This is a genomic window from Pandoraea aquatica (genome assembly GCF_902459565.1).
In the GTDB taxonomy this organism is placed as follows: domain Bacteria; phylum Pseudomonadota; class Gammaproteobacteria; order Burkholderiales; family Burkholderiaceae; genus Pandoraea; species Pandoraea aquatica.
Genome location: NZ_CABPSN010000013.1, coordinates 42371 through 63679, shown reverse-complemented (window position 1 = coordinate 63679; position 21309 = coordinate 42371). Strand labels below are relative to the sequence as shown.

22 protein-coding genes are annotated in these 21309 nt (G+C 62.8%); 15 read left to right on the top strand and 7 right to left on the bottom strand.

The annotated features are described in order from the left end of the window. Window positions 1–50: 50 nt before the first annotated feature. A complete protein-coding gene (locus PAQ31011_RS25950) occupies window positions 51–668 on the top strand; it encodes a UbiX family flavin prenyltransferase (protein WP_150578503.1) in 618 nt (205 codons plus the stop codon). 45 nt (window positions 669–713) lie between these two features. On the opposite strand, the gene PAQ31011_RS25945 is transcribed toward PAQ31011_RS25950, so the two are convergent. Next, the gene (locus PAQ31011_RS25945) at window positions 714–1253 is read right to left on the bottom strand and encodes a VOC family protein (RefSeq protein WP_174990270.1); all 540 of its coding nucleotides are present in this window, start codon (window positions 1251–1253) and stop codon (window positions 714–716) included. A gap of 265 nt (window positions 1254–1518) precedes the next feature. Between PAQ31011_RS25945 and PAQ31011_RS25940 the strand changes: the two genes are divergently transcribed. The 7 genes from PAQ31011_RS25940 (at window position 1519) to PAQ31011_RS25910 (ending at window position 8489) form a co-directional block, all read left to right on the top strand. Further along, the gene (locus tag PAQ31011_RS25940) at window positions 1519–1812 is read left to right on the top strand and encodes a hypothetical protein (protein WP_150578501.1); all 294 of its coding nucleotides are present in this window, start codon (window positions 1519–1521) and stop codon (window positions 1810–1812) included. A gap of 148 nt (window positions 1813–1960) precedes the next feature. Further along, the gene (locus tag PAQ31011_RS25935) at window positions 1961–2272 is read left to right on the top strand and encodes a hypothetical protein (RefSeq protein ID WP_246179799.1); all 312 of its coding nucleotides are present in this window, start codon (window positions 1961–1963) and stop codon (window positions 2270–2272) included. Window positions 2273–2996: 724 nt separating this feature from the next. Beyond that, window positions 2997–3308, top strand: coding sequence for a hypothetical protein (locus tag PAQ31011_RS25930; protein ID WP_150578500.1), 312 nt, complete (start codon window positions 2997–2999; stop codon window positions 3306–3308). A gap of 101 nt (window positions 3309–3409) precedes the next feature. After that, window positions 3410–5107, top strand: a complete 1698-nt coding sequence (locus PAQ31011_RS25925; RefSeq protein ID WP_150578499.1) for a methyl-accepting chemotaxis protein — start codon at window positions 3410–3412, stop codon at window positions 5105–5107. A gap of 115 nt (window positions 5108–5222) precedes the next feature. Beyond that, window positions 5223–6065, top strand: coding sequence for a CheR family methyltransferase (locus PAQ31011_RS25920; protein ID WP_150578498.1), 843 nt, complete (start codon window positions 5223–5225; stop codon window positions 6063–6065). Then, window positions 6049–6576 carry a chemotaxis protein CheD gene (locus PAQ31011_RS25915; RefSeq protein WP_150578497.1) on the top strand — a complete coding sequence of 176 codons (528 nt, stop codon included), beginning with the start codon at window positions 6049–6051 and terminating at the stop codon, window positions 6574–6576. The genes PAQ31011_RS25920 and PAQ31011_RS25915 overlap by 17 nt, the downstream gene beginning before the upstream one ends. Beyond that, window positions 6573–8489 carry a chemotaxis protein CheW gene (locus PAQ31011_RS25910; protein ID WP_150578496.1) on the top strand — a complete coding sequence of 639 codons (1917 nt, stop codon included), beginning with the start codon at window positions 6573–6575 and terminating at the stop codon, window positions 8487–8489. Before PAQ31011_RS25915 ends, PAQ31011_RS25910 begins: the two co-directional genes overlap by 4 nt. 142 nt (window positions 8490–8631) lie before the next feature. Here the strand turns inward: PAQ31011_RS25910 and PAQ31011_RS25905 are convergent, their stop codons facing one another. From PAQ31011_RS25905 to PAQ31011_RS25890, 4 genes are all read right to left on the bottom strand, one after another. After that, on the bottom strand, window positions 8632–9813 hold the full coding sequence (locus PAQ31011_RS25905; RefSeq protein ID WP_150578495.1) for a DUF3734 domain-containing protein: 1182 nt from the start codon (window positions 9811–9813) through the stop codon (window positions 8632–8634). A gap of 83 nt (window positions 9814–9896) precedes the next feature. Next, window positions 9897–10682 (bottom strand): 3-hydroxybutyrate dehydrogenase, encoded by a 786-nt coding sequence (locus PAQ31011_RS25900; protein ID WP_150578513.1) that lies wholly within the window; start codon window positions 10680–10682, stop codon window positions 9897–9899. 177 nt (window positions 10683–10859) lie between these two features. Then, window positions 10860–12527, bottom strand: a complete 1668-nt coding sequence (ettA, locus tag PAQ31011_RS25895) for an energy-dependent translational throttle protein EttA (protein WP_039393466.1) — start codon at window positions 12525–12527, stop codon at window positions 10860–10862. 66 nt (window positions 12528–12593) lie between these two features. Continuing rightward, window positions 12594–13001, bottom strand: a complete 408-nt coding sequence (locus PAQ31011_RS25890; protein ID WP_343031687.1) for a 2Fe-2S iron-sulfur cluster-binding protein — start codon at window positions 12999–13001, stop codon at window positions 12594–12596. Window positions 13002–13113: 112 nt separating this feature from the next. On the opposite strand from PAQ31011_RS25890, the gene PAQ31011_RS25885 reads away from it, so the two are divergent. The 4 genes from PAQ31011_RS25885 (at window position 13114) to PAQ31011_RS25870 (ending at window position 15676) form a co-directional block, all read left to right on the top strand. Continuing rightward, a complete protein-coding gene (locus tag PAQ31011_RS25885; RefSeq protein ID WP_150578494.1) occupies window positions 13114–13509 on the top strand; it encodes a nucleotide pyrophosphohydrolase in 396 nt (131 codons plus the stop codon). A gap of 235 nt (window positions 13510–13744) precedes the next feature. Beyond that, window positions 13745–14857 carry a metallophosphoesterase gene (locus PAQ31011_RS25880; protein ID WP_150578511.1) on the top strand — a complete coding sequence of 371 codons (1113 nt, stop codon included), beginning with the start codon at window positions 13745–13747 and terminating at the stop codon, window positions 14855–14857. A 14-nt stretch (window positions 14858–14871) separates the two neighbouring features. After that, entirely contained in the window at window positions 14872–15171 is a 300-nt protein-coding gene (locus tag PAQ31011_RS25875) for an acylphosphatase (RefSeq protein ID WP_150578493.1), read from the top strand. Window positions 15172–15223: 52 nt separating this feature from the next. After that, window positions 15224–15676, top strand: coding sequence for a GNAT family N-acetyltransferase (locus tag PAQ31011_RS25870; protein ID WP_150578492.1), 453 nt, complete (start codon window positions 15224–15226; stop codon window positions 15674–15676). Here the strand turns inward: PAQ31011_RS25870 and infA are convergent. After that, window positions 15673–15894, bottom strand: coding sequence for a translation initiation factor IF-1 (infA, locus tag PAQ31011_RS25865; protein ID WP_039393473.1), 222 nt, complete (start codon window positions 15892–15894; stop codon window positions 15673–15675). The two genes, PAQ31011_RS25870 and infA, sit on opposite strands and share 4 nt — an antisense overlap. Window positions 15895–16460: 566 nt before the next feature. Here infA and PAQ31011_RS25860 point away from each other — a divergent pair. After that, entirely contained in the window at window positions 16461–16937 is a 477-nt protein-coding gene (locus PAQ31011_RS25860; protein WP_150578491.1) for a CBS domain-containing protein, read from the top strand. A 196-nt stretch (window positions 16938–17133) separates the two neighbouring features. On the opposite strand, the gene PAQ31011_RS25855 is transcribed toward PAQ31011_RS25860, so the two are convergent. Next, window positions 17134–18612, bottom strand: coding sequence for an MFS transporter (locus PAQ31011_RS25855; protein ID WP_150578490.1), 1479 nt, complete (start codon window positions 18610–18612; stop codon window positions 17134–17136). 466 nt (window positions 18613–19078) lie between these two features. Here PAQ31011_RS25855 and PAQ31011_RS25850 point away from each other — a divergent pair, with 466 nt between their 5' ends. Together PAQ31011_RS25850 and PAQ31011_RS25845 are read left to right on the top strand one after the other, a co-directional pair. After that, entirely contained in the window at window positions 19079–19594 is a 516-nt protein-coding gene (locus tag PAQ31011_RS25850) for a glycine zipper 2TM domain-containing protein (RefSeq protein WP_150578489.1), read from the top strand. Between the two features lie 276 nt (window positions 19595–19870). After that, window positions 19871–21286, top strand: a complete 1416-nt coding sequence (locus tag PAQ31011_RS25845; RefSeq protein ID WP_246179797.1) for an undecaprenyl-phosphate glucose phosphotransferase — start codon at window positions 19871–19873, stop codon at window positions 21284–21286. Window positions 21287–21309 lie beyond the last annotated feature (23 nt).

The window sequence follows — 21309 nt, the reverse complement described above, 5'->3', positions numbered from 1 at the left end:
ACGACGTCGCCTACGTCGCCCAAGCATCCGATCTCTCCGATCGACAACTGATGACCGTATCGACGGGTGTCGCCCGAACGTCCGCACCTTCGCGCCTGATCGTCGCCATTACCGGCGCGACGGGCGCGGTGTACGGCGTGCGCCTGCTCGAACGTCTGCGCGCGATGGGCGGCGTCGAAACGCATCTGATGGTCTCGAGTGCAGGCTGGCTTACGCTGCGCCACGAACTCGGACTGGAGCGCTCGGACGTGCAGGCGCTCGCCGATCAGTACCACAGCGTGCGTGAGATCGGCGCGAACATCGCCAGCGGATCGTTTGCCACGGCCGGCATGGTCGTCGCGCCTTGTTCGATGAAGACGCTCGCGAGCGTCGCGCACGGACTGTCCGACAATCTGATCGCCCGCGCCGCAGATGTCACCCTGAAGGAACGCCGCCGTCTGGTATTGATGGTGCGCGAGACGCCCTTCAACCTCGCGCATCTGCGCAACATGACGGCCGTCACCGAAATGGGTGGCATCGTCTACCCGCCTCTCCCCGCGTTCTACAACCGCCCGGCGTCGCTCGACGCGATGGTCGACGACACCGTCGCTCGTGTGATCGATCTGTTCGGGATTGCGCCGCCCGTCGCCTCAAGCTGGGACGGTCTGGGCAAGGACGTCGAAGGCTGAGCGTCGCGCGCCGCATCCGGCGCAAGCAGCCCCCCACCCTCTCGTTTATCTCACGCCGTCGACCCAGCGTTGCAGCGTGTCGAGCGCGCCCTGCGATTGTCCAGCGGCGGACTCCGGCGTCTGCACGCACAGTTCCAGCATGATCTCGTTCGGGTCGAGCAGATAGAGATGCTCCCCATCGCCATGGCGCTCGATGGCAAACGGTACCTCGTTGGCCGTGAGACGCGCCTTCCAGCGCTCCAGCGCTTCGCCGTCGCGCACGCGCAGCGCTACGTGATGGATCTGAGTCGCAGGCGTGTCGGCGTGGGGTTCGGGCGCGAGGCCGTCGCAATTGAAAAACGCCAGCGCCTGACCGGGTTCGATCTGATAGCTGACGAGCAGATAGGGCTTGCCCCACAACCGGCTCATGCCGGTTTGCGCACCTGCGAGTGTGAAACCCATCACGTCGACGTAGAATCGGTGCGTGAGCGTCGCGTCATAGCTGGGATACGCGACGTGATCGATGGCCACCGGCGTGACGGCCGGTGCAGCGGACGCAGCCCGCCCGTGTGCCGTAGCGTCGACGGCAGAAGTGGGATCCAGCATCGCCTGGTTCATCTTGATCCCCCGGACGGCAAAGTCGTGATGGCATTCGGGAAACTGCGTCTGTAGTGTAGTCCTGCAACCTGCGTGGCATCAACCGAGTGTCAGCAAGACCCGCATGGACTATAGTGAAAACGCCACACTTTGCGTGCCGGAGCGCATGGTTGCGTGTTTCCACGGGCTGTCGCATGAATTTGCCTGCCCTGGATGCCGCCCCTCCGACACCCATCCCCCCAGTGGTGTGACATGTATGCGACCGGAGTTTGTCATGGAGACCACCCTCTCGCCTGTTGTCGTCTACGCCGTTGTGACGCTCGTGTTCGTCATGCTGGTCCTTGTCGTGCCTGCGGGCGCGCGTTGGCGCAACGTCGCCTGGCCTGCTGCCGTACCCCCCCTCTCCCCGCACCGCCCCGGCGATCTGCTCGGCACGCCCCGCACACCTTACTGGCGTTCGCCGAACGACACGCACGATTTGCGTCGGCCGTCCTACTTCGCGACCTCCGAACGACGTGGCCGTCGTCCGGCAAGCTTTCTCGCACCGCGAGACCACGAACGCCGTTAGGTCTGCTCACCCTCCCCCGTCGCACTATCCTTACGCCTTGTTACATCTGTAGTGCCGCCGTAGCACCGGCGGCGGCTCCTCGTCCGTAGAATTTCAACTACGGACCGCGCGCCGGCACACACAGCGCAGCGCTAAATAAGGAGAACAGATGCAACGTCGTTTCTGGATGGCTACCGCCACCCTCACGGGACTCACCGCAGTATTTGTGTCGGGCAGCGCTTTCGCGCGCACCGATGTGTCAGTCAACATCGGCATTCCCGGCCCGGCCATCGTGGCCCCGGGACCGGTCTACGCGCCGCCCCCCGTCTACGCCGCACCGGCACCGATGATGGTCGCCCCGCCGCCCGTCGTGTATGGCCCGCCCCCGCGCTACTGGCGAGGCCCGCCGCCGCGCCACTGGCATCACGATCGCGGCTGGGATCGCCGTGGATGGGACCATCGCGACCATCGCCATCGCTAAGATTTCCCGCCGTCATGGCGAAGCAGCGTCAAAAGAAAAGCCCCGCAGGTCGACTGACCGCGGGGCTTTAACTTGTAAGCACGTCCATCGTTGAAAACGTCGTTGTGACGAACGTCGCTGCGAACGGATTACGTCGACCCATGCAATGCACGCATGAAGCCTCGACGATTTATCGACGCTTCATGCGCCATCGCGCATTCAGGCATTCATCGCCATTCGAGTGACTTACGACCTCGCATTAAAGTGGCGAATGGCTTCGTAGCTCATCAAGCAAAACACTTCGGATGTTGCGACAAAAAAACTTCAGCCGTAAATATTTCAATATCGATAGTACCCATGCCCGTAATAACCCCCTCCGTAATACGGTCGTGCCGGAACGACAACGCATCCGGCAAGCGTGATAGCAAGCAACGCGGCGACGACTAACTTCATGATCTGACTCCACAGGTAAGAACGCGAATCCGTTCGCTTTCTTTATATCGCCAGCCCTGTAGGAAGCCCATCACGCGTCTGTAAGCCGTGTAAGCGAAGGTTGCCAAACGGGGAAAGTGTCGCACTTTGTTACGTAACACGCGCTGGGTGTGGCCGTAACATCGGTCCGTCAGCAATGTCATCACTTTGCGTAAAACCAGCAACGACGCGGGTTTCGCGAGATCCCGCTGTCTGGCATGCCGCTTGCATAGTGGTAAGCGTCGCCCTTTCAATTGCCCCGAAGAGTGCGGCTTTGACTCAAACCCTCCTCCCGTTGCAGACACGGGAGGAGGCTTTTTTTCAAATCTCTCCGATCCTTGCGGAGCCCAATCTCCGACACGCGATCGCGACACTTTCCTGCACCGCGAATGTGCAGGCGCTTTCGTATTCTCATTTCATCTGTGCGTTTGAAATGTATCGACGCTATAACACCGTCGACTTCCTATGCGATTCCTTTATCTTTAAAGCCTTATTGGACGTGGCTTTCGCAGCGATTTTCAACCTCATCGGCATAAACCACATGCGGGTACGCACCGATCTCAAGTTGACTCCTTCGCTGTCGTAATCGCGTCTATAGAGGACTGCGTATTCAATTGGGGGAACGCAGCATCCCTTTCGTGACGGCCGCACGACACGCGCCGGGGCAAGCGTATCAGGGGAAAAGTCATGGAAATCGCCACGCCTGAATTCCAGATGGAACAACAGGAACTACAGGCCGTCACCGCCGCGCTCAACCGCGTGCAGGCCGTTATCGAGTTCGATTTGCAGGGGCGCATTCTTCACGCGAACGAGAACTTCCTGCAGACCGTGGGCTATCGTCTCGATGAAATTCAGGGCCAGCACCACCGCATGTTCTGCGAGCCCGATTACACCGCCTCGAACGCCTATCGCGACTTCTGGGCGAAGCTCGGTCGCGGCGAATTCGATTCCGGCGAGTACAAGCGACTGGGCAAAGGCGGACGCGAAGTGTGGATCCGCGCCTCGTACAACCCCGTGTTCGACGCGAACGGCGTGGCGTACAAGGTGATCAAGTTCGCCACCGACGTCACGGCAGATCGCACGCGTCAAGCCGAATTCGAAGGCAAGGTGCGCGCGATGGACATCGCGCAGGCCGTTATCGAATTCAATCTCGACGGCACGGTCATCACGGCCAACGACAACTTCCTGAAGACGCTGGGCTACTCGCTTGACGAGATTCGCGGCAAGCATCACCGCATGTTCTGCGAACAGGACTACGCCGCCGGTAACGAGTACCGCGACTTCTGGGCCAAGCTCAATCGCGGCGAATTCGATGCGGGACGCTACAAGCGCCTCGGCCGTGGCGGACGCGAAATCTGGATTCAGGCGACGTACAACCCGATCCTCGACGCGAACGGCCGTCCCTATAAGGTCGTGAAGTTCGCCACCGACATCACGCAGCAGGTCGAACTCGAAGCGAGCGTGAAACGGCGCGCGGAGGACGACCAGCGCAAAGTCGCGCTGCTGCTCGACACCGTCAATCGCGCGGCGGCCGGCGATCTGACCGGCGCGATTGCGGTGAACGGCACCGACCCCATCGATCAGCTGGCCGACGGCATTCGTCACATGATGGACGACCTGCGCGGCGTGATCGGCAAGGTCGTCAACTCGGCGGGCGAGTTCTCGGGCGCGTCGCGCGACATCGCAGACCGCGCGAACACGGTGGCGACGGGTGCGCAGGCACTGGGGGCGACGGTCGAAGAGATGAACGCGTCTATCGAGGAACTGACGGCGTCGATCAACTCGATTGCCGACAACACCAAGGGGGCTGACCAGCTCGCCAAGTCGACGCAGCAGGAAGCCGAAACCGGCTCGCGTGCCATTGCCCGTTCCGTCGAAGCGATGGAACTGATCAACAAGTCGTCGGAAGACATCAGCGAGATCGTGAAGGTGATCGGCGAGATCGCCGGGCAGACCAACCTGCTCGCCTTCAACGCTGCCATCGAAGCGGCGCGCGCGGGCGAACACGGCCTCGGCTTCTCGGTCGTGGCAGACGAAGTTCGCAAGCTCGCCGAGCGCTCGTCGCAAGCCACCAAGGAAATCTCCAAGCTCATCAACGAGTCGACCAAGCGGGTGGCGCAGGGCAGCGACGTTTCGCGTCAGGCAGGCGAAGCCTTCGAGAAGATCGTGAGCGGTGTGTCGCGCACCACGCAGGCCATCTCCGAGATTTCATGTGCCGCAGAAGAGCAGCTCGTCGCCGCGCGCGAAGTGAGTCTCGCGATTCAGCACGTGGCGGAAGAGACGGAGAAGTCGGCGGGCGCATGCGAGACCATCGCCCAGGCGACGACCGGCCTCAATCAGGGCGCAGAGGAACTGGATCGCACCGTCTCGAGGTTCAAGGTGTAGGCCTTACCCGGCGAGCCACATTCTTCGCACCCCGGGAATACGCTCGCCGGTATTTTTCCGATGACGGCCGACCGACTGGCCGCACCGGAACCCACGTCCGCCAAGAGGGCCCGATATGGAAATCGAAGCCGACGCCGACGCCGTCACCCAGCAAGCGCTCCTGCGCGCTGTTCACCGGCATACCGGCATCTCGATGAACGAGAAGAAGTGGACGATGTTGCAGGGCCGTTTGCGCCCGCGCCTGCGCACGCTGTCGCTGCGTTGTTATCGCGACTATCTGGCGCTGCTAGAGAACACGCCTGACGAAATTCGCAACTTCGTGAATCTCGTCACGACGAACGAAACCACCTTCTTTCGCACTCCGCGCGTGTGGGATTACTTCGCGCAGCATTACCTGCCGCGCTGGCATGCCGCCAATCCGGGGCGCGCCTTCCACATGTGGTCGGCCGCCGCTTCTTCGGGAGAGGAGTCGTATTCCGCGGCCATGATCTGCGAGGAATTTCGGGCGCGTCACACGGGCTTCCAGTATCAGATCCACGCGACCGACATTTCGAGTCAGGTGCTGGCCGTCGCCATGGCAGGCAACTACGGCGGTCGCAGCATCGACGGGCTCAAGCAACAGCGTCCGGCCATGCTCGCGAAGTACTTCCGTCCGAGCGCCGGCGGGTTCACGGTCGCACCCGAGTTGCGTGCGCATATCACGTTTGCAGAGCACAACCTTTACCAGCGTCTGGCGCGTCGCGAGGCGTTCGACCTCGTCATGCTGCGCAATGTGCTGATCTATTTCGAGACGGGCGATCAGGAACGAGTATTGGAGAACGTACGTCGCACGCTTGCCCCCGAAGGCGTGCTGATCGTCGGCGAATCGGAGTCGCTCTCGCGACTGTCCACCGGCTATCAATTTGAGCAACCGCTCATTTACCGCAATCAGGGGGCATCGAATGGGGCCGTCGCATGACATTCAGGTGTTGATGGGCGAGGTGCGCATCGGGCGCGGTGAAGACGTGCTGCGGGCCACCCTCGGTTCGTGCGTCGGCATCGGGTTGATGTGGCGCTCGCGCGGGCTCTACGGCCTCGCCCACTGTCTGTTGCCGGAAGCGCCGAATCCAACGCTCGCTATCGGGGCGAAGTACGTCACGCAGGCGGTGCCGTCGCTGCTCGCCCTGATGAAGGCGGACGGTGCGCGCCGTAGCGAGATCGAAGCGGTGATCGCCGGCGGGGGCAACATGATGCCGCACCAGCCACCCGCCAAGCATGGCTTGATCGGCGTGGCGAACGCCAAGATGGCGCAGGCGCTGATCGCCGAGACGGGCATACCAATCGTCCACGTCGAGGTCGGCGGGGAAGTCGGGCGACAACTGTTGATCGATTGCGCGCGTCACGCATTTCTCGTGCGCACCATTGGCTCGAACGGAGGTGCCGCTGTGCCGCGTCGCCCCGCTCTCAGACTCGTGGGACGTGAATCATGAATGCACGGACACCGGGATTCCCGTTTCTCCAGCGCAACGCCGTCGCGGGCACGACCGTCCTGCCGCCGACGGTGTCGCCCTATCTGAACTTTCAGGGCTATCAGGGCTTCAGGGGTGACGGATGCGGTTACGGACCGCTACCGGGCGTGACGACCCACGTACGCGAAGCGTTGCACGCGCCGTCGTCGTCGCCGGTGCCGTCGGCCGACGATGCGGCGATGGACGTCGAATCGTCATGGCTTGCGCCTGCCGAAGCAACGCTGACGACGCCGGCGGCATCGGTGGCATCGCTGGCATTGGCGACGCCAACGAAAGCGCGCAACGCCGCCCCCGACGACATCGAGGTGTTCGGCTCGTTTCATCTGGGCGACGTCGAATTCGCACTGCCGATTGCCGCGTTGCAGGAAGTCGTGAATTTCCCCGAGCGCATTACGCCGGTACCGCTCTCACCCGCTTTCCTGCTCGGGTTGTTCAACCTGCGCGGCACGCTCATCCCCATCGTCGATCTGAAGCCGTTGCTGGCGATTGCGGGCGAGGCGAATGTCGGAGCGGGCGGGTCGGCGAATGCAACGCCAGTGACCGAGAAGATCGCCATCGTCGACGTCGAGGGCATTCGCGTTGGTCTGCTGTTCGACAGCACGAGTGAGATTCTGCGTGTGCGGGCGTCGCAACGCACGGGATTCGAATACGATCCGTCGCACGTTGCGCCGCAGGTGGTGTCCGGGGCCATCAAGCTCGATGGCGGCGACCGCATTTTGCAGATCCTCGCACCGGCTGCGCTCGTGCGCATCGAGAACATGCCGCAGTTGCTCGCGCGTCAGGCGCTCAGCGCGCCGCAGCGCCGCCAGCAGCGGCAACGGCTGCAATGCGTGTCGTTCACCGTCGAGCACTCACGTCTGGCGCTGCCGATGAGCGCGATCCGCGAGATCATCCGCATCCCCGATCTGCAAAACTCGGCGCTGGCGAGCGTTTTCTGCGTCGGCATGCTGAACCTGCGCGGCACGGTGGTGCCCGTCATCGACTTCGCGCATTTTCTGGGGTTGCAGGCGAGCCGTCCGGAGCCGGAGATTGCGGGAACGGCGTCCGATCCGCGGCGCATTCTGATCGTCAAGCAGGAAGACGTGCACTTCGGCTTGCTGGTCGACGCAGTGGACAGCATCGTCACCTATTACGCCGACGAGTTGCTGGCGATGCCGTCGTTCAGCGCCTCGCACGCGCAGCTCTTCGCGGGATGCATTCCGCGCGAGCCGGTGGATGCGGGAGGTGTGGGCGGTGCGACCGTCACGTCGAACGACATCGTGCTACTCAACGCCGACGAACTCTTCACGCATTCACAGGTGCTGGAACTGACACGCGGGCATCGCGAGTTGTATCGCGAGACGGACCCGGCGCAACGGGCGAAGGTCGGCGAGGCGGCGTGGCGTGGTGCGAAGTCGTCGCGTGGGACGCGTCACGCGTATGTCTCCTTCCGTTTGCAGCACATGCTCGCGGTGCGTCTCGACCAGTTGCGCGAGATCATCCACGACTCGCCGGATGTGATGCCCGCACCGGGCGCACCGTCGTTCGTGCGCGGCATGCTCAATTTGCGGCGCGAGCTGGTGACCATCGTCGATCTGCGCGCGCTGTACGGCATGCCGATGCAGGACGACGCGCAGGCGCGCAAGATTCTGGTCATCGAACACGGCAAGGACAAATTCGGTCTGCTGGTGGACGCCATCGAGAACATCGTCACGCTGGACGAAGCGGATAAGCTGCCGGTCCCGGCAATGCTGCTCGGACGCGCGACCCACGAGATGCGCAACGACATGCGCGAGGCGGTGGAGCTACCCACGGCGGACGGCACCGCACGCACGGCGATGCTGCTCGATCTTCAGCCGCTCAAGATGCGTCTGGAGACGGCGTTGGCGCAATGAGTGCGGGCAACAAGGCGGTTCAGGGGTGAGGAAGTGGCGCGTGTGGGATGCAGTACTGAAGTAGAACCGGCGGATTCGCGAGCGCCGGCGCAGGGCCCTGCGGCGTGTCGGGGGGCACGCCGCAGGGGTGGTATGCATCGCCTCAGATCACTTCATGACGATGAATATCGTGCGTGACGAAGCCTCGGGCGTCATCCGGTATCGCTAGCCAATCCGGATGTGCCAACGTGCGGCGAACGTCGTCCAGACCGCTGGCCCAGTGATCGAGCATCGTTGACAGCCCGAATTGATAGTCCTTGTAGTGCCCCTCGTATTCCTTGTTGCGATAGATCAGCTGCACGACGTTGTAGCGCTTGCTGCACGCGATCTCTTCCGCCGCATGGCACCACGGATCACGCGCACGCACATCCGCAGGCACACGATCGAGCACCTCGCGCAACACGCGTCGATAGTGCTGCGCACGCTGCAAGTTGTCCGTCACCAGACGCGTCCGGCTCGAGAACTGAATGTCCTTCTGTCGACCCGCCACGTCGTTCAGATTGTCGGGCAACGGCCCCCGCGCACTCCACAGATCGACCTGAAACGCGAGCGTGTCGCGGCGCGGCGACGTGCCCAGCACCTCCGAGAGCGGTGTGTTCGATACGAGGCCACCATCCCAGAAATACTGCCCGTCGATCTCCACGGCGGGGAATCCCGGCGGCAACGCGCCCGATGCCATGAAGTGCTCCGCCCGCAACGTCTCGCGCGTGTTGTCGAAATACACGAAGTTGCCGGTATGCACGTTGACCGCCCCCACCGACACGCGAATCTCGCGCGCATTGATCCGGTCGAAGTCAGCGAATCGCTCCAGCGTCCCACGCAATGCCGACGTGTCGTAGTAACTGGCGTGCGCCGGGTCGCCCATGGCGGTCGGCAACGGCTGCGGCCAGCGCGGCGTGAAGAAGCCTTTCTGCCCCTCGGCCATCGCGCGCCACGCCTGCCAGGCGCTGTAAGCGATGCGTCCGGACTCCGGTCCGTTGAGGATCGCGGCTTCGAACGGCGCGGGCAGCGGCGGGAAGACCGCAGGCTCGCAAATCGTCCGCCAGAACGCTTCGAGTTGCTCGACACGACGCTCCGGCGCATTGCCCGCAATGATCGCCGTGTTAAGCGCGCCGATGGAGATGCCGGCGATCCAGTTCGGCTCGATGCCCGACTCGTACAGACCGGCGTACACGCCCGCCTGATAGGCCCCTAGCGCCCCGCCACCCTGCAAGACGAGTGCCACCGTCTCATACGGCGGCAGATCGATGGCGCGTTTGGGGACTTTGGGCGGATTGGCCGTCATGACCGTTCTCCTGATGCTGGGTACCTGATGATGAACACCGCCCCGGCAACGTCGCTGCCGGGGCGGCGAACTGCCACGTGCGCTTACTGCATGAACCAGCCGTGGCTCACGACGAACGACTGTCCGGTGAACGCGGCGCTCGGGAACGTCGCGAGGAACAGCGCGGTCTGGGCGACGTCGTCCACCGTGGTGAACACACCGTCGACGGTGCCGCCGAGCATCACCTTCTTGATGACTTCGTCTTCCGAAATGCCAAGCTCCTTGGCCTGCTCCGGAATCTGCTTGTCGACGAGCGGCGTACGCACGAAGCCCGGGCAGATGACGTGCGAGCGCACGTTATGCTTCGCGCCTTCCTTCGCCAGCACGCGAGCGAGGCCGAGCAATGCATGCTTGGCCGCCACGTACGCCGACTTCAGCGGCGACGCCTCATGCGAGTGCACCGAACCCATGTAGATGACGATGCCACCGCGATCGTCCTTGTACATGTGCTTGAGCGCCGCCTTGGTCGTCAGAAACGCGCCGTCGACGTGAATCGCCTGCATCTTCTTCCAATCCGAGAACGCGTAGTTCTCGATCGGATTGACGATCTGAATACCCGCGTTCGAGATCAGGATGTCGATGGAACCGAACGTCTCGGCGACCTTGTCGATGCCGCTATTCACCGCCTCTTCGTTGGTGACGTCCATCGCCACCCCGATGGCGCGGCCACCGGCCGCCTTGATCTCTTCGGCAACGGCGTCCGCACCCTGCTGGTTCAGATCCGCAATCGCGATGGCCGCACCGGCACGCGCCAGTGTCAGCGCAATCTCCTTACCGATGCCGCTGGCGGCACCCGTCACCACCGCGACTTTCCCATTCAACTGATTCACCGACTGGCTCATTTGCACACTCCTGATTCGTCAAAATGGCGGACCATGCAACGTGGCACGATGTGACACGTGCGCATGGCTCGTCGAACACTGGCTGATGGCGGACGTCCCCGCATCGATGGGCGAGTCCGGCCGCCGCACAAACAGAAAAGGCGCCTTGCGGCGCCTTTTCCTGCATTACCGCGCGATCGGCTTGTAGCGGATTCGCTTCGGTTTTGCTGCCTCCTCGCCGAGGCGCTTCTTCTTGTCGGCCTCGTACTCCTGATAATTGCCCGGGAAGAACTCGACATGCGAGTCGCCTTCGAAGGCCAGAATGTGCGTGGCGATACGATCGAGGAACCAGCGATCGTGCGAGATGACCATCACACAACCGGCGAACTCGAGCAGCGCGTCCTCGAGTGCACGCAAGGTTTCGACGTCCAGATCGTTCGACGGTTCATCGAGCAGCAACACATTGCCGCCGGAGATCAGCGTCTTGGCCATGTGCAGGCGGCCACGCTCACCGCCGGAGAGCGAACCGACCTGCTTCTGCTGGTCCGAGCCCTTGAAGTTGAAGCGGCCGATGTAGGCACGCGACGGCGTTTCGTACTTGCCCACCGTCAGCACGTCGGCACCGCCCGAAATCTCTTCGAACACGGTCTTCGTGCCGTCCAGCGCATCGCGGCTCTGGTCGACGTACGCCATCTTGACGGTCGGACCGACCTTGATCTCGCCGCTGTCCGGCTGCTCACGACCCGTAAGCATCTTGAAGAAAGTCGACTTACCGGCACCGTTCGGGCCAATGATGCCGACGATGGCGCCCGGCGGCACCTGGAAGCTCAGATCGTCGATCAGCAGACGGTCGCCGAAAGCCTTCGACACGTTCTTGAACTCGACCACTTCGTTACCCAGACGCTCACCCACCGGGATGAAGATTTCCTGGGTTTCGTTGCGCTTCTGGTATTCCTGGCTGTTCAGCTCGTCGAAACGGGCAAGACGCGCCTTCGACTTCGCCTGACGGCCCTTCGGGTTCTGACGCACCCACTCCAATTCCTTCTTGAGCGCCTTCTGACGCGCCGATTCGCTCGACTCTTCCTGCTTCAGGCGTTGTTCCTTCTGGTCGAGCCAGGAGCTGTAGTTGCCCTTCCACGGAATGCCGTGACCCCGGTCGAGTTCGAGAATCCACTCGGCCGCGTTGTCGAGGAAGTAACGATCGTGGGTGACGGCGACGACCGTGCCCGGGAATCGCGTGAGGAACTGTTCGAGCCAGTCGACGGATTCGGCGTCCAGGTGGTTGGTCGGTTCGTCGAGCAAGAGCATGTCCGGCTTCGAGAGCAGCAGACGGGCCAGCGCCACGCGGCGCTTTTCACCGCCGGAGAGCACGCCGATCTTGGCGTCCCATGCCGGCAGACGCAGCGCGTCGGCAGCGACTTCCAGCGTCTGCTCGATATTGTTGCCGTCGCTCGCCGCGAGGATCGCTTCGTACTTGGCCTGCTCGGCGGCCAGCGCGTCGAAGTCGGCATCCGGCTCGGCGTATGCGGCGTAGATTTCGTCGAGCTTCGTGCGGGCTTCCATGATCTCGCCCATGCCGCCTTCGACGGCTTCGCGCACGGTCTGCTCGGGATCGAGTTGCGGCTCCTGCGGCAGATAACCGATGTTCAGGTTGGCCATCGGGATCGCTTCACCCTCGATCTCCTTGTCGACGCCGGCCATGATCTTGAGCAGCGTCGATTTGCCCGAACCGTTCAGGCCCAGCACGCCGATCTTGGCACCCGGGAAGAACGACAGGGAGATGTCCTTGAGGATGTGACGCTTGGGCGGAACAATCTTGCCCACGCGGTTCATGCTGAATACGTACTGTGCCATTCGGCTTTCCTGATCCTGAAACGGTTATGACGGCTCACGCGCGAGCGCCAGATAGCGGCAAGTTTATCAAAGCGCAGCACGCACGGCATCGGACGCGTCGATCACGAGGTCGGCGCTGGCGTACGCGCAGCACGGCAGCAGCCACCCTTGCATCTTCTCGTCGCGCGACAGACCGGGCCACTCGATCCGGTACGTCACAGGTGCCCCCACGCCACCGGTCTGCGCTTGGCATAAACAAGCACGACACGTGCCGTTGCGACACAGGCTCGGCAGCTTGATGCCCGCCGCCTGCGCTGCGAGCAGGATCGGCATGTCGACCGGCGCGTCGAACTGCCAGCCTGAGGGCATGAGTGTGACGCGGTACGTCTTGACGGGCTTGACGGGCTTGACGCGCTTTGCGTCGCGGGCGTCGTGGTTGTGCCCATCGGCAGGAGACGATCCCGTGTCAGGGGTAGCGGAGATGGCGCGATTCAAGGACGGAAGCGGCTACGGTGAGCGGTCGGGGGCGCTCGAAAGCGACGGACGTGCTACGCGGCGAATCTTGCAGCAACGCGCTACCATAACCCACTTTCGCCTCTCGAATCTCATGTCCGACGCTCAGAAAACCGACACCGCCGACACCGCGCATGCTGCCGATGCTCCTGTGAGTCCCACCGGCCGCCTCATCGACACCACGGGGCTGCGGGCCGAGCTGCAAGCATTCGCCGATGCCCGCGACTGGCATCAGTACCATTCGCCCAAGAACCTCGCGATGGCGCTGTCGGTCGAAGTGGCTGAACTCGTCGAGATCTTCCAGTGGCACACCGAGGCGCAGGCCAATGCCGTCATGCAGTCGAGTGAAGCGCGGCATGTCGAGCAGGAACTGGCTGACATCACCATGTATCTGGTGCGTCTGACGATGGTGCTTGGCATCGACCTGAATCGCGCGGTCGCCGACAAACTTGTCCTGAACGCGCAAAAGTACCCGGCAACGAAGGCGTGATCGCGCGAGGCGGAAATCGTGCCGAGTCTCTGAATTGAGTGTCCGCCCCTTGCAATCGGGCCGCACGCCCGCATAACGGCCAGAGTCCGCCTCCCCCGAATTTCGATCCGACAACGCTATGTCCCAATCCTCTCAGACTTCCCAGACGTCCCAAACGTCAGATGTGCCGCCCGGCGCGAGCCACACGCACGGCAAGTCGTCGAAGCGCACACTCCCCGCACGCCCGCGCTGGTTGATGCTCGCCATCATTGCGCTGTTGCATGCGTACATCGGCTGGCGTCTGCTGACACCCCTGCCGGTGGCCATGGGCTGGAAGGTGTTGGGCGGGTTGTGGCTCGCCGTCTCGACCGTGTTGATTCCGCTCGGGCTGATGAGCCGCGCCATCCAGAAGGAACCGCTCGCCACGCTGCTGACATGGACGGGCATGACCGCCATCGGCATCTTCTCGTCGCTCTTCGTGCTGACGCTGCTGCGCGACGTGGTACTCGGTGTCGCGATGGCCTTCTCGGTACTCGACGCGCAGCTCGTCACCCGTTCGGCGGTCATCGTGCTGATACTGACGGCCGCGTCGACGGTGCTGGGCTTCTACAACGCGCGACGCCTCGCCCGCGTGGTCGAGATCGACATTCCCATCGCCGACCTACCGTCCGAGCTTAAGGGCTTCACCATCGTGCAGCTGAGCGACATTCACGTGAGTTCGACGATTCGACGCCGCTATATCGAAGCGATCGTCGAAGCGTCGAACGCGCTCAAGCCGGATCTCGTCGCCATCACCGGCGATCTGGTGGACGGCGGCGTGCCCGCACTGCGCGACCATATCGCACCGCTCGGACAACTGACCTCGCGCCACGGCACCTACGTCTGCACGGGCAACCACGAGTACTACTCGGGCGCGCCGGCATGGGTCGCGGAACTGCGACGCATCGGCCTGACCGTCCTCGAAAACGAGCATGTGGTGCTTGACCATGAAGGCGCAGCGCTGACGGTGGCCGGCGTGACGGACTTCACCGCCCATCAGTTCGATCCGGAAAAGCGCAGCGATCCGCAGGCGGCCATCGCGGGCGCGCCCGAAGGCGTGCCGCGCGTGCTGCTCGCGCATCAACCGCGCAGCGCCCCCGCCGCGCAGGAAGCCGGCTTCGATCTGCAACTCTCCGGACACACGCACGGCGGACAATTCTGGCCATGGATGTACTTCGTGCCGCTGCAACAACCGTTCGTGCACGGCCTGCATCGCCTTGGCCGTCTCGCCATCTATGTGAGCCGGGGAACAGGCTATTGGGGACCGCCGAAGCGCTTCGGCGCGCCGTCGGAAATCACGCGCATCCGGCTCGTGCCGGGCAAGGTTTAACGGGATTTGATGCGATGAAGTCTTTTTCGTCCGCCAGCGCTTCGCTGGAAACCGTGGCTGTGCGGCTGCGCGGCAAGATTCAGGGCGTGGGGTACCGTCATGCGGCCGTGCGCGAAGGGCATCTGATCGGCGTTCGCGGATGGGTGCAGGCGCTGCCCGAGGGCGACATTCTCGCCGTGGTGCAAGGCACGCCCGACCAGGTCGACAAGATGCTCGAATGGATGCGGCGCGGACCGCCCGGCGCGCACGTCATGGAGTTCGAAAGCGAAGTGGAGTACACCGGCCGTCGTTTCGACCGGTTCGAACAACTTTGATCTGAGACCCGCGCGCAAGCGCTGGTCCGTTCCAACCCTGCTCCCGATGCCAATGCCCACGCCCAGCACACGTCGCGCCATCGCCGAAGACGCACCCCGCATCGTCGCGCTGCTCGCGCAGTTGGGCTACGAAACACCGCTCGACATCGTTCGTCGCAACATCGCGCTATCGAATGCCGGCGGCGATGACGCGGCCTTCGTCGCCGTGGACGAAAACGCACAGATTGTGGGATGTATCGGATTGCACGCGCTCACCATGTTTCATCTGGCGGGGCGTCTGGGGCGCATTACGGCGCTGGTGGTGGAGGAAAGTGCGAGAGGCTCGGGCGTCGGGCACGCGCTGATGGCGGCCGCTCACGCGTGGTTCAACGAGCAAGGATGCGAGAAATTCGAAGTGACGAGCAGCGACCATCGGGTCGCCGCGCATCGCTTCTATGCGCGCCATGGCTATGCCCGCGACGGGCAAAGATTGGCGCGCAAAAGCCAGACGTCGTCGCTGACTTAATTCTTGTGACGGTAGTTGATGCGGCCCTTGCTCAGGTCATAGGGCGACATTTCCAACGTCACGCGGTCACCCGCGAGAATACGGATGCGGTTCTTTTGCATGCGGCCGCTCGCATATGCCACCACTTCCACGCCGTTTTCGAGCGTGACGCGAAAGCGATTATCCGGCAGCACATCCGAAACGTGTCCGCTGAATTCGATCAGTTCTTCCTTGGCCAATATCGTGTCCTCTTGAGGGTGCCGCTCGCGAGGGGCGCAGCACCGGTGTTACTGTAAGTTCGTTCGCCAATACCGTCCCCGCACCCTGAAAACTAGCGGGGGTGCACATCGAACGCCAAAAGGAGCCTACCCGGTCGACCGGCCATGAAGGCAAACGGTGCACCGAAAGCGGCGATGGTTCGAAGGAACAAGGCACATTGCGGCAGTGCCACAAAGACGAGCAGTGCGTGTCGGGAGGGCGAAGACCGGTTCGGTCTGCGTCATCGGCACAGCGAGTGATCCGGCTCGCAGGACATGGCTGTCAGCGGCGCCGATAAAGCATTTCGCGATCGTCAGGCGATGATCGGCGAATTTTCGCCGATCCCGGAAGGATACGCCTTTCTCCGTCGCCCGTGTGGAAAAAATGGCCCGCACAAGCCCTTTTGAACGCTTTTGTCGCCTAATTGTGGCGCAATGCACCAATGAGGCCCGCCGGCGGCCCGATTTCCCTCGGGGTCAACGCGGATGTGACGCGCAGCGCGCACTCATCTATGCTGTAAGTACCCGTAGCCCGCAGGAGAATGACCATGAAAACAGTCGCTCAGATCCTGAAATCCAAATCGGTCGACACGGTATATAAAGTGCGGCCGTCCGATTCGGTACTCGATGCCCTGACCCTGATGGCCGAAGCCCGCATTGGCGCGGTACTGGTCAGCGAGGACGACCGCGCCATCGTCGGCATCTTTACCGAGCGCGATTACGCCCGCAAAGTCGCGCTGATGGGACGAACCTCCGTCAACACGCCCGTGCGCGACGTGATGACCTCCGCGGTGCGCTACGTGAGCCCCGAACAGACCAACGAAGAGTGCATGACGCTGATGACGCAGCATCGCATTCGTCACCTGCCTGTCATGAAAGACGGCGAGCTGGTCGGCCTGCTGTCCATCGGCGATCTGGTCAAAGCCATCATTACCGAACAGCAGTTCACTATCGATCAGCTGGAAAACTACATCATGGGCGGCAGCGCGGCCCTGGTCGGGACCTCGTCATCGCGTCCGAGTTGAACCGTTGAATTCCAGGCGGCATCGATCCGGTCCCGCTCATCAGAATTAACGCCGACAGCGTAATCAGGGGCACGGCGCTTCACGCGAAGCGCCGCTTTTTTGTCGACGACATAGAAAAACGCCACGCTAGCCTTTACGCTACCGTGGCGTTCCGCACATTCTGCATGTACCGTTCGTCGCGCTAAACCGTCAGCGCTCAGAAGTCTTCTGCATCGACGTCGTAATTCGACGGCTCCCAGCGAATCGCCAGCAACGCCAGCAACCCGATGGCCGGAGCGATGGCGATCACCCAGAACACCTTGGTGGCCAGCGCCGCCGCCAGCACCGGGAACAGGAACAGCGAGACGGTCGAGCTGGCGCGCATCAACGTCTGGTTGAAGCCCACGCCCACGCCACGCAACGACGTCGGATAGCTCAGTGATGCGAACGTCATCGAATGCGCCCCCGGGCCGAAGCCCTGCCCCAGCAGGAACAGCGCGAGGAAACCGAGCGCCCATGCCACTTCACCGGCATTGCCCGGCTTGCCCACGAGCGCCAGACCCACGAGGGCCGTCAACTGGAATGCATAACCCACGACCGTCAGCTTCCACGCACCGACCTTCGGCACCAGACGCACGCCCAGCAGCCCGCCCGTGAACGCGAACAACAAGTTCAGCGCGAGCGACATCAGAATCGTCGTGAGCATCGACTGCGCGAGGAAGCTGGCGATGATCACCGGCAGCCCGAACGCCACCGCGTTATACGCGAACGACGACGCCACCGCGATGATGGTCGCGAGCGTCGTACGACGCAGGTACACGCCTTTCAGCAGCTTGCCGTAGTTGCTCCACGCAGCCGGACGCTTCTGCGCCACACGTTCCGCGTCCTTCGCCACAACGGCATCGATCCCGTACGAACGCTTGAGAATCTTCGCCGCGCCTTCGAGGTCGCCCTGATTCGCGGCCCACACCGGCGACTCGCTCATGTAGCGGCTACGCACGGCAATGATGGCCAGCGCAGGAATCGCACCGAAGCCGAGGATGATCCGCCACAGCAGCGCGCTATGCGACGCGGGCAACACCGAGTAGCACAGCAGCACCAGCAAATACGATCCGCAAATTGCCGCGTACCAGGTGGGACACCACATCGCCACCCGCGCCGCCTTGTTGCCACGTCCCTTGAGTTTCGAGAACTCGGCAAGGAACGCCATGGCGACGGGTAAATCGATACCGACGCCCAGCCCCATCACGAAGCGCGCACCGGCGAGCACGTACTCGTTCGGCGCCAGCGCACAGGCGATGGCGGCAATGACGAAGCACAGCATGTCGGCCATGAACACACGGTAACGGCCGATCCGGTCGGTGAAGTACCCACCGAGGAACGCGCCGACGATGGCCCCGAACGTGATGGCCGACGCCACCATGCCCGTGCCAGCCGGGGTCAGTTGAAATTCGCGGGCAACGTCCTTCAACCCGAAGGCGAGCGCGCCGAGATCGTAGGCATCAAGGAAGACACCCCCAAGCGCAATCGCCACGATCCAGCGAGCATTGGAGACGCGCGCACCGCCTTCGTTGACGAGTTGCGCGACATCGGCGGCCGAACGGATAACGGCCGGGGCACCGGCACGCGCGGCGGAAGATGCCGCAGAACTCGCCTGCGCAGGCGCGGCGGGAGACAAAGAAACGTCGACTGACATGGGACTGAACCAGAGAAAGCGGAATACGAAAGGTCGCGATGTTACCGCTTGGTACTGATGCAACCCAAGTGTTTTCTCGTTATATGCTTAGACGATTCCCGCGCCACACGTCAAAATTCGCTCATTTAGCGCCAAAAATCCACGCAACCATCCCAAATTTCGAGCGATTCCCACTCATGAGTTAAGCGTTTGCAGAGCATGACACCACGTCTCGCCAGATGGGAATATCATCGAGGAACACTTCGAATCGTCGTGCGCAGGTCATGAGACGGCGGCAAACCCGCTCGCCACGCTGCTTCCGGGCGGATGCACAGTCTTTACAGTCGCTTACCTTTTCTTACAGCAAAAAGGTCTGCGGAACCCTACATTCCGCATCGTGGTCGCAACAGATGCGCACTACCGGGCACTACTGGGCAGTCACATGCCCCTACCAAGCACCCATACCTCACGCTCACGAGGACGAAAAATGAAGATCAAAGTACTTACGGGAATCAGCGCGGCACTGGCCGCCGTCATTCTCGCCGGTTGCGTGGCTCCGGGCCCGCAATATGGCTATCAGCAACAGGGTTACCAGCAGGGCTATCAGCAGCCCGGCTATCAACAGGGGTATCAGCAGGGATATCAACAGCCGCCTCAACAACAAGGTGCGCTTTACGGCACGGTGCAATCCATCGAGCAACTGAACGGGCCTAACAACAGCCCGAACATTCTCGGCACGGTCCTGGGTGCGGCCGCCGGCGGCCTGCTGGGCAACACGATGGGCGGCGGACGCGGTCGCACGGCCACGACCATCGCCGGCGCGGCCATCGGCGGTATCGCCGGCAACCGCATCGAGAACAGCATGGGCGAGCCGAACGTGCTGTATCGCATCACCGTGCGTCTGGACGACGGCCGAGTGGCAACCGTCACGCAAGCGCCGCCGCTGCGCGTGCAGCAAGGCCAGCGCGCCGCAGTGTCGAACGATACGGTGTACCCGTACTAAGCGACATTCGCTGCAAGCAACAACGCCCGCCGGGTTTGCGCCCGGCGGGCGTTGTTGTTTTCTAGCCCGACATTCAAGGAGACGGGGGACGCCCGGGGGACGGCGGCCCACCATAATTGACGGTCAGCGCGCGCTATTGGTCGGCCGTTTCACGTCACACGCAAAGCGAATATGACCTGCTAAGATACGCGCGCAATCGGTGCGACCATCGGAGGGCCCCCGCCGTTCCGGATCTTTGTCGAGTCCGTCAGTTACCGCTACCCTTCGAATTTCGTCATGTCGACTCAGACGACTTACCACCATCGGCTCTTCATGGCGATGGTCGGCGGCTTCAGCGCAGTGCTCAATGCAGGCGCCTTTTTCACCGTCCTGCGACTGAACGGACACAACCCCTATACCCCCTACGGGCTAACACTCGTCTGCACCTTGGGCGCAGCGGCGTTCATCGTCTTCGCGCGTTTCCATTTGCTCGCCAGCGCCCGCAATCTCGGGTGGATGCTCGGACGCGGTGCCATGCGCTGGTGCCGCGTGCTGGTCACCGCCATCGTGTTGCTGTTCCTGACGTACGAAAGCACCGAAGACGTGCGCATGATGGTGGCCCAGTGGCTGCTCCTCGCGCTGCCGTTGCAGATGATCGGGCTTGCCGTACTGCGCGGCATGGCACACAGCATCAACAATGCGCCCGGCAATCAGCGCCGCGCGGCCTTCTTCGGACTCGGGCCTGAAGCACGCAAACTGAACCTGCGTCTGCAACGCTCGCCGATCCTCGGCATTCAGGTCGCGGGCTATTACAGCGAAGCGCCCGTCACGCCGGACGACGGCGAAGTCCTCCCGCCCTACCTCGGCCGCTACGCCGACGCCGCCGCGCGCATTCAGGCCAACGAGTACGAGATCGTCTTCATCGCCATCGGCCAGCAGGACAACAAGGGGCTCACCAGCGAGATCGTCAACCGACTGTACGATTCGACGGCGGCCATCTACCTGCTGCCGGAGTTCAGTTTCCCCGGCGATCTGCCGATGTCGAGCACCGACATCGCAGGCGTGCCGCTGCTCGCCCTGCACGACGTCACCGTGCAGGGCCTGCTGCGCATGATCAAGCGCGGCATCGATCTGGTCGGCGCATCGGTGATCCTGCTGCTGCTCAGCCCGGTGATGTTGGCGGTGGCCATCGCGGTACGACTCGACTCACCCGGCCCGATCCTCTTCCGCCAGCGTCGCTACGGCGAGCGCGGCGAGCCGATCGTCATTCATAAGTTCCGTTCGATGCGTGTGTTACAGCCCGAAGATGCCGCGGCCGCCGCTACGGGTGGGCTGCGTCAGGCCCATGCAGGCGATAGTCGTATTACGGCGATCGGCAAGCATCTGCGCCGCACGTCGCTCGACGAGTTGCCGCAGCTCTTCGACGTGCTCGCCGGTTCGATGAGTCTCGTGGGGCCGCGTCCGCATGCGGAAGAACATAACGAAATGTACCGGCGCGTGATTCCCGGCTACATGCTGCGTCACAGCGTCAAACCGGGGATCACGGGATGGGCGCAGATCAATGGTCTGCGCGGAGAAACCGATACGCCGGACAAGATGCAGCGGCGCGTGGAATACGACCGTTACTACATCACGCACTGGTCGTTGTGGCTGGACATCAAGATTCTGCTCAAGACGATTCCCGTCATGGTGACGGGGCACAACGCAATCTAAGTCGAACGGGCGCGTGGCCCGAG

Coding starts and splice junctions, on each gene's coding strand:
- PAQ31011_RS25870 (WP_150578492.1), top strand. CDS start 15,224: ATGCCCACGCCCAGCACACGTCGCGCCATCGCCGAAGACGCACCCCGC.
- PAQ31011_RS25945 (WP_174990270.1), bottom strand. CDS start 1,253: ATGCTGGATCCCACTTCTGCCGTCGACGCTACGGCACACGGGCGGGCT.
- PAQ31011_RS25915 (WP_150578497.1), top strand. CDS start 6,049: ATGGGGCCGTCGCATGACATTCAGGTGTTGATGGGCGAGGTGCGCATC.
- PAQ31011_RS25910 (WP_150578496.1), top strand. CDS start 6,573: ATGAATGCACGGACACCGGGATTCCCGTTTCTCCAGCGCAACGCCGTC.
- ettA (WP_039393466.1), bottom strand. CDS start 12,527: ATGGCACAGTACGTATTCAGCATGAACCGCGTGGGCAAGATTGTTCCG.
- PAQ31011_RS25860 (WP_150578491.1), top strand. CDS start 16,461: ATGAAAACAGTCGCTCAGATCCTGAAATCCAAATCGGTCGACACGGTA.
- PAQ31011_RS25885 (WP_150578494.1), top strand. CDS start 13,114: ATGTCCGACGCTCAGAAAACCGACACCGCCGACACCGCGCATGCTGCC.
- PAQ31011_RS25850 (WP_150578489.1), top strand. CDS start 19,079: ATGAAGATCAAAGTACTTACGGGAATCAGCGCGGCACTGGCCGCCGTC.
- PAQ31011_RS25950 (WP_150578503.1), top strand. CDS start 51: ATGACCGTATCGACGGGTGTCGCCCGAACGTCCGCACCTTCGCGCCTG.
- PAQ31011_RS25880 (WP_150578511.1), top strand. CDS start 13,745: ATGCTCGCCATCATTGCGCTGTTGCATGCGTACATCGGCTGGCGTCTG.
- PAQ31011_RS25925 (WP_150578499.1), top strand. CDS start 3,410: ATGGAAATCGCCACGCCTGAATTCCAGATGGAACAACAGGAACTACAG.
- PAQ31011_RS25905 (WP_150578495.1), bottom strand. CDS start 9,813: ATGACGGCCAATCCGCCCAAAGTCCCCAAACGCGCCATCGATCTGCCG.
- PAQ31011_RS25845 (WP_246179797.1), top strand. CDS start 19,871: ATGTCGACTCAGACGACTTACCACCATCGGCTCTTCATGGCGATGGTC.
- PAQ31011_RS25940 (WP_150578501.1), top strand. CDS start 1,519: ATGGAGACCACCCTCTCGCCTGTTGTCGTCTACGCCGTTGTGACGCTC.
- PAQ31011_RS25875 (WP_150578493.1), top strand. CDS start 14,872: ATGAAGTCTTTTTCGTCCGCCAGCGCTTCGCTGGAAACCGTGGCTGTG.
- PAQ31011_RS25935 (WP_246179799.1), top strand. CDS start 1,961: ATGCAACGTCGTTTCTGGATGGCTACCGCCACCCTCACGGGACTCACC.
- PAQ31011_RS25855 (WP_150578490.1), bottom strand. CDS start 18,612: ATGTCAGTCGACGTTTCTTTGTCTCCCGCCGCGCCTGCGCAGGCGAGT.
- PAQ31011_RS25920 (WP_150578498.1), top strand. CDS start 5,223: ATGGAAATCGAAGCCGACGCCGACGCCGTCACCCAGCAAGCGCTCCTG.